Origin of the sequence: Nocardia sp. NPDC004604 (assembly GCF_040609795.1) — a bacterium.
Lineage (GTDB): Bacteria > Actinomycetota > Actinomycetes > Mycobacteriales > Mycobacteriaceae > Nocardia.
Genome location: NZ_JBEXLC010000118.1, coordinates 22,050 through 28,390 on the forward strand (window position 1 = coordinate 22,050; position 6,341 = coordinate 28,390).

The following is a 6,341-nucleotide window of genomic DNA, read 5'->3' on the forward strand; positions in this document are numbered from 1 at the left end:
GCGGTCAGAACTGAGTGGTCACGCCCGGCGCATATAAGCCCGGACCGCGAGCGGTGCGAAGATCACGATCACGACCACCGAGCCGATCAGCGACCAGGCCAGATCGCTGCCGTAGACATTGCCGTTCATCAGCGCTCGGGCCGTGTTCACCATGTAGTACACGGGATTCACGTGATTGAGCCCCTGCATCCAGCCCGGCATGGTGCTCACCTGAGCGAAGGCGCCGGACATGAAGGTCAGCGGGAACATCACCATCATCGAGATGCCCTGCACGCCAGCGGCACTCTTACCGGTGACGCCGACCAGCGCCCAGATCCAGCTCACCGCGAAGGAGCAGACCACGATGACCAGACCGGCGACCACGACACCGGCGAATCCGCCCGCGGGCCGGTAGCCGATGGCCAGGCCGACCAGGATGGTCAGGGTGGTGGCCAGCGCATAGCGCACCATATCCGCGATCAACGCGCCCGCGAGAGCCGAAATGCGGGCAATGGGCAGGGACTTGAACCGGTCGAAGACGCCCTTGTCCATATCCTCGCGCAATTGGGTACCGGTCACGACCGAGGTCAGGATCACGGTCTGCACCAGAATGCCGGGAACCAGAACCGGCAGATAGTTCGACACACTCCCGCCGATCGCTCCGCCGAAGATATAGGCGAACAGCGCGGTGAACAGGATCGGCTGAACCGTCACATCGAACAGTTGCTCGGGATTGTGCTTGATCTTGAGGATGCCCCGGTAGGCCATGGTGAACGAGGTCGCCACGGTCTGGCGGAGGCTGATGTGATTGCTGGCCTCCGGGATCGAGTGTGGTGCCGCATGCCGCGCGGCCTGATCAGGGGCGGTAATGGTGGTCATGCCGCGTTCCGTTCGTTGTCGTCTTCGGCCGGGTGGCCGGTGATGGTGAGGAAGACCTCGTCGAGGCTGGGCTTGCTGACGGTGATCTCGTCGATCGCGATCTCCCACTCGCGCAGGCGGATCAGCAGATCGGCGGTCATGCCCGCATCCTTGAGCGGGGCGGTGAGCCGTCCGGCCTCGGGCGTGATCTGGGCCTCGGTGCCCAGGAATTCGCCGACAATGCGGCGGGCCTCATCGAGCTGGGCCCGATCGACCAGGGTCAGGTGCAGTGCGGAGCCGCCGATCGAGGCCTTGAGCTGGTCGGCGGTGCCGTCGGCGATCACCTTGCCGTGGTCGATGACGGCGATCCGGTCGGCGAGCTGATCGGCCTCGTCGAGGTACTGCGTGGTGAGCAGCACCGTCGCACCCTCGCGCACCAGGCGGCGGATGGTCTCCCACATCTGGGCGCGGGTGCGCGGATCGAGGCCGGTGGTCGGCTCGTCCAGGAACAGCAGCGGCGGTGTCGCGATCAGGCTGGCGGCCAGATCGAGACGGCGCCGCATGCCGCCGGAGAAGTTCTTCAGCGGCTTGTCCGCCGCCTCGGTGAGGTCGAACTCCTCGAGCAGTTCGACCGACTTGCGCCTGGCATCGATCCGGCTCAGACCGAGCAGGCGGGAGAAGATGACCAGGTTTTCGGTGGCCGTGAGACCCTCGTCGACCGAGGCGTACTGTCCGGTGACGCCGACCAGGGAGCGCACGGCCGTCGGTTCGGCGACGACGTCACGGCCGAAGATGCGGGCACTGCCGCCGTCCGGGCGCAACAGGGTGGCCAACATGCGGATGGTCGTGGTCTTGCCCGCGCCGTTCGGTCCGAGCACGCCGTAGACCGAGCCCTGCGGAACCGCCAGGCTCACACCGTCGACGGCGCGCTGTTCCCCGAACACCTTGACCAGACCGTCCGCCTCTACGGCGAGCGCTGAATTGGGTGTGAAAGAAGTCATGCACAAGACTTTGCGGCCCGCGTCTTGCACGGTCCTTGCACCACGATGTCGCCGCACTCTTGCGCCCCACTTGCACGCCCACCACCGCGATCGGACAGGTCGCAACAAGATCAACGGGAGATGGTGGCCGCGCCTTCTCGGGCTCGGCCGCCACCATGCCGATCCGGTGTCAGTGCGTGGATTCGGCGAGCAGATACTCGCGGAGCTTGGCTCGGTCCGGCTTACCGGGGCCGCGCAGCGGGAGCTCATCGAGGATCGCGAGTTCGCGTGGGGCGGCGATGGAGTCGAGTTCGCGCACCACGTGGTCGCGTAGTTCCTCGAGGGTCGGAGTAGCGCCGGCGGCGGGGACCACCGCGACGGCGACCCGCTGCCCGAGCCGGTCGTCGGGCAGACCGAGCACCACGCATTCGCTGATTGCCGGATGGGTGATCAGCACGGCCTCCACCACCTGCGGGATGACGAGCAGCCCACCGGTCACGATCGCCTCGTCGAGCCGTCCGGTGATGCTGAGCACGCCGTTCTCGTAGGTGCCCGCGTCATCGGTGCGGAACCAGCCGGGTTCGGCGAAGGCCGGATGGTCGGGCTGGCCGCGGTAGCCGTTGGCGATCATCGCGCCGCCGAGCAGGACGCGACCGTCCTCGATGCGGATGTCGGTGCCGTCCAGCGGAATACCGTCGTATACGCAACCACCGCAGGTTTCGCTCATGCCGTAGGTGCGAACCACATTGATACCGGCCGCTTTCGCGCGTTCATAGACCGGAGCCGGGGTGGCGGCACCACCGACCAGCACGCCGTCCAACTGCGCCAGCGCCGCCGCCGCTTCGGGTGCCTCCAGGGCCTTGATGAGTTGTGTTGGGACCAATGCGGAGTAGCGGCGCTCACCGCGCATACCGGAGATGGCGCCCGCGAGCGCCTCGGGTAGGAAGCCGCCGGAAACGTCGAGGACGGTGGGTTCGGTACCGGCCAGGATGCTGCGCAGCAGCACCTGAATGCCAGCGATGTGGTGGGTCGGCAGGGCGAGCAGCCAGGTGCCCGGACCGCCGAGGCGATCGTGGGTCGCGGTTCCGCTGGCTCGCAGCGCCGCGGCGCTGAGCATGGCGCCCTTCGGGAGACCGGTGGTGCCCGAGGTGGTCACCACGAGCGCCACCTCGTCATCGATCGGCTCGCCCGGGGCCAGCGCATCGCTCAGTCGCCGGGCCTCCCGGCGGTCGCTGGTGGGTATCGGCAACCAGGCGGGACCGTTGCCCTCCAACACTTCTCGCAAATGCGGCAGCACATCGCCGAGCCCTGATCCGGTCGGCATCGGCAGCGTCCGCAGGGTCTTACTCATGACGGTGCCTCGCCGGCGCTCGGCTCCATCGGGCGCGGGTCCGCAGTGCGCGGGCGCGCTGTACCCATGGTTCGCTCGCTTCGCTCTCTCACGACTGCACCTCGCTGCTGCTCGGCCCGGTCGTGCGCAGGCGCGCTGTGTTCATGGTTCGCTCGCTGCGCTCCCTCACGACCTTGATCGTGTCATGTCAACGTCACCGCATGCGGCAGGGGTCGGTTTGCTGAGGCGGCAGGGAGTGGCTGAGGCCGCGTCAGGGGAGGAGAACTCGGGTACGCCGGACATCGAGACTGCGATTCACTCGGAGGACGGTACTCAGTGGCGGTCGCCCGGACGTCGGCGGTCGGGCGGCCATCCGTGCGTTATCGTCCTCGCCGGGGTCGGCATTGGCAACTCGGGCCGGACCGCCCTGGTCGCCGCTGCCGCCGCGATCAGTCCGGTGACCAGCGCGAATCTCGTCGGATCGGATGCTCGGCAGGCACTTCGACCAAAACGATGGGCACCCCGTCCGGATCGTGCACCCACATTTCGATCAACCCCCACGGCTCCCGCACCGGTGCTCGATCGATGGCAATGCCCTTGAGAGCGAGTTCGGCCGCAGCGTCCGAAATATCGCGTACCTGCAGCCAGAGCGCGCCCTCGAACGCCGTGGAATTACCCGATCCGCCGTGCCCGGCCACCTCGACCAGCGACTGTCCAGCGAAGAAAACCGTGCCGCCCGGATACTCCCGCGCGATCGCCAGCCCGAGTCCGTCGCGGTAGAAGGCGAGTGTCGCGCGATAGTCGGCGGGCCGCAGGATGACTCGGCTGCTGAGGATGTCCATCTCAGAAGTACCAGGGGTAGGGGGTCCAGTCCGGCTTGCGCTTCTCCAGGAAGGCGTCGCGGCCCTCGACCGCTTCATCGGTCATGTACGCCATCCGGGTGGCCTCGCCCGCGAACAGTTGCTGGCCGACCAGACCGTCGTCGAGCAGGTTGAACGCGTACTTGAGCATGCGCTGGGCCTGCGGGGATTTGCCATTGATGTCGGCGGCCCACTCCAGCGCCACATTCTCCAGTTCGGCGTGGTCGACGACCTTGTTCACCGCGCCCATCTGATGCATTTCCTCGGCGGTGTAGGGACGGCCGAGGAAGAAGATTTCCCGCGCGAATTTCTGGCCGACCATTTTCGCGAGATACGCACTGCCGTAACCGCCGTCGAAGCTGCCGACATCGGCGTCGGTCTGCTTGAATCTGGCGTGCTCGCGGCTGGCCAGGGTCAGATCGCAGACCACGTGCAGGCTGTGGCCGCCGCCCGCCGCCCAGCCGTTGACCAGCGCGATGACCACCTTCGGCATGAAACGGATCAACCGCTGCACCTCGAGGATGTGCAGGCGACCAGCGCGGGCCTGGTCGACGGTGTCCGCGGTCTCGCCTTCGGCGTACTGGTAGCCGCTGCGGCCGCGGATGCGCTGGTCACCGCCGGAGCAGAAGGCCCAGCCGCCATCCTTGGGGCTCGGTCCGTTGCCGGTGAGCAGGACCGCACCGACGTCCGGGGTCATCCTGGCGTGATCGAGCGCGCGATAGAGCTCGTCGACCGTGTGGGGACGGAACGCATTGCGCACCTCCGGCCGATCGAAGGCCACCCGGACGGTGCCCTGTTCGATATGCCGGTGATAGGTGATGTCGGTCAGGTTCTCGAACCCTGGAACGGGCCGCCACAGCTTCGGATTGAACGTCACCCCAGTGATTATTGCTTCCGTCGATAATCCGGGTGCCAGCGACTTCCATGCGAACTTCTACGGTGCGATGGCGTTACTCGGCGGTACGACTTGACGGTGTAAAACTACGCGTTACCGTGCAGGGATGGATGCAGTATCGCGGAGCGATTCAATGAGGGGCGGCGGTCGGGCGACGGGAGGGCGTGAGGCAGTGAAACGGGTTACCGAGCGAAGTGTCGGTCGACCCGGCCCGCGTATCGACCACAGTGCCGTGGACGAATCCCGGTACGAGAAGCACGGTGGCTTCCCCAAGGTCTCCCGCGCCCGGATCGGGGCCAACTTCGGGCCGTTCGTCGAGGTCATGCGCACGCTGCAGGATCTGGCCGTCTCCGTGGACGCGCCCGACGAGGTCTTCGGTGACGCGCTCGCCCAGGCGCGACAGCTCGTCGAACTGCTCGAGCCCTACCGTGCGCCCGAACTCCAGGGCCCGGCGGGCCGCGCGGTCGAATTGCCCGGGCGCGGCAGCCTTTTGCTGCTGCCGTGGCAGGTGGTCGAGGCCGGACCCGACGGCATCGAGATGACCGGTGAGTTCCGCCGCTACCACCTCGGCGGCAATGGCGCGGCACACGGCGGTGTGCTCCCGCTGCTCTTCGACGACCTGCTCGGCATGATCGTGCATTACGCGGGACGACCGATCAGCCGCACCGCCTACCTCCATGTGAACTACCGCAAGGTCACTCCGCTCGAGACGTCGCTGACCGTGCGCGGTCGCGTCGACCGCATCGAAGGGCGCAAAACGTACATAACCGCGGAATTGGCCGATGAGCAGGGCAATGTCCTCGCGGATTGTGAAGGATTGATGGTCGAATTGCTGCCGTGGCAGCCGTAGCTGGATGAGCGCCGTGTGACCGCGCGCACCAGTGCGTATAGTGACGTGCGCTCGTTCATCGACATCGATCCCGGAGGAACCTGAAAGTGGTTGCAGCACTGTCTGAATCCCTGCTCGACGACGCTAAGCGCTCGGCCTTCCTTGCCGATGCCAAGGAGGTTCTGGACGCCGAGGTGTCGGACAAGGGTGGTGCGTCTGGCCTTGCCGTTAAGGGTGGGTACGCGGCGGTCAAGAAGCTCAGCCCGAGCATCGTGCCCGATGCGCTGGAGTCATTGGCGCCCAAGCTCGTATCGCAGCTGGAGCCCTTCTGGCAGGAATACACGGCCGCGGGGTCCGGCAGCTTCGCCGACCTGCTGGTCGCCAAGTCCGATGAGGTCGCCGAGGCATTGCTCGCGGTGACCGACGCGCGTGCCGAGGCCTCGACGCGTCCGGCGCTGAAGAAGGTCTACTCGTCGATGCGTTCCTCGGCCAAGAAGAACGTCATCGAGGCGCTGCCGCGCCTCGGCGACCTGGTCCAGCGCCACGCTTGAGTTCGATTTGCAGCGCCTGCGGCGCTGCGTGTTCGCGGCCCCCTGGTGTCTCGCGTCCG

At 66.8% G+C, this 6,341-nt stretch carries 7 protein-coding genes; 2 read left to right on the top strand and 5 right to left on the bottom strand.

Translation table 11 applies throughout. The features are described from left to right. Positions 1 to 18 precede the first annotated feature (18 nt). The 5 genes from ABZW16_RS32405 to ABZW16_RS32425 all read right to left on the bottom strand — a co-directional run bounded on the left by ABZW16_RS32405 (position 19) and on the right by ABZW16_RS32425 (position 4,884). Complete coding sequence (locus ABZW16_RS32405; RefSeq protein ID WP_354959896.1) at positions 19 to 858, bottom strand: ABC transporter permease; 840 nt, start codon at positions 856 to 858, stop codon at positions 19 to 21. Beyond that, positions 855 to 1,838, bottom strand: a complete 984-nt coding sequence (locus ABZW16_RS32410) for an ATP-binding cassette domain-containing protein (RefSeq protein WP_354959897.1) — start codon at positions 1,836 to 1,838, stop codon at positions 855 to 857. Before ABZW16_RS32410 ends, ABZW16_RS32405 begins: the two co-directional genes overlap by 4 nt. 169 nt (positions 1,839 to 2,007) lie before the next feature. Continuing rightward, the gene (gene menE, locus ABZW16_RS32415; RefSeq protein WP_354959898.1) at positions 2,008 to 3,168 is read right to left on the bottom strand and encodes an o-succinylbenzoate--CoA ligase; all 1,161 of its coding nucleotides are present in this window, start codon (positions 3,166 to 3,168) and stop codon (positions 2,008 to 2,010) included. Positions 3,169 to 3,596: 428 nt separating this feature from the next. Beyond that, a complete protein-coding gene (locus tag ABZW16_RS32420) occupies positions 3,597 to 3,989 on the bottom strand; it encodes a VOC family protein (protein ID WP_354959899.1) in 393 nt (130 codons plus the stop codon). A 1-nt stretch (position 3,990) separates the two neighbouring features. Beyond that, the gene (locus ABZW16_RS32425; RefSeq protein WP_354959900.1) at positions 3,991 to 4,884 is read right to left on the bottom strand and encodes a 1,4-dihydroxy-2-naphthoyl-CoA synthase; all 894 of its coding nucleotides are present in this window, start codon (positions 4,882 to 4,884) and stop codon (positions 3,991 to 3,993) included. Positions 4,885 to 5,134: 250 nt separating this feature from the next. Between ABZW16_RS32425 and ABZW16_RS32430 the strand changes: the two genes are divergently transcribed. Further along, positions 5,135 to 5,752 carry a PaaI family thioesterase gene (locus ABZW16_RS32430; RefSeq protein ID WP_354959901.1) on the top strand — a complete coding sequence of 206 codons (618 nt, stop codon included), beginning with the start codon at positions 5,135 to 5,137 and terminating at the stop codon, positions 5,750 to 5,752. An 86-nt stretch (positions 5,753 to 5,838) separates the two neighbouring features. Next, the gene (locus ABZW16_RS32435; protein WP_354959902.1) at positions 5,839 to 6,282 is read left to right on the top strand and encodes a hypothetical protein; all 444 of its coding nucleotides are present in this window, start codon (positions 5,839 to 5,841) and stop codon (positions 6,280 to 6,282) included. The last annotated feature ends 59 nt before the right edge of the window (positions 6,283 to 6,341 follow it).

Excerpts from the sequence above, each read along its gene's own strand:
- menE (WP_354959898.1), bottom strand. The coding sequence starts at position 3,168 with ATGAGTAAGACCCTGCGGACGCTGCCGATGCCGACCGGATCAGGGCTC.
- ABZW16_RS32405 (WP_354959896.1), bottom strand. The coding sequence starts at position 858 with ATGACCACCATTACCGCCCCTGATCAGGCCGCGCGGCATGCGGCACCA.
- ABZW16_RS32420 (WP_354959899.1), bottom strand. The coding sequence starts at position 3,989 with ATGGACATCCTCAGCAGCCGAGTCATCCTGCGGCCCGCCGACTATCGC.
- ABZW16_RS32410 (WP_354959897.1), bottom strand. The coding sequence starts at position 1,838 with ATGACTTCTTTCACACCCAATTCAGCGCTCGCCGTAGAGGCGGACGGT.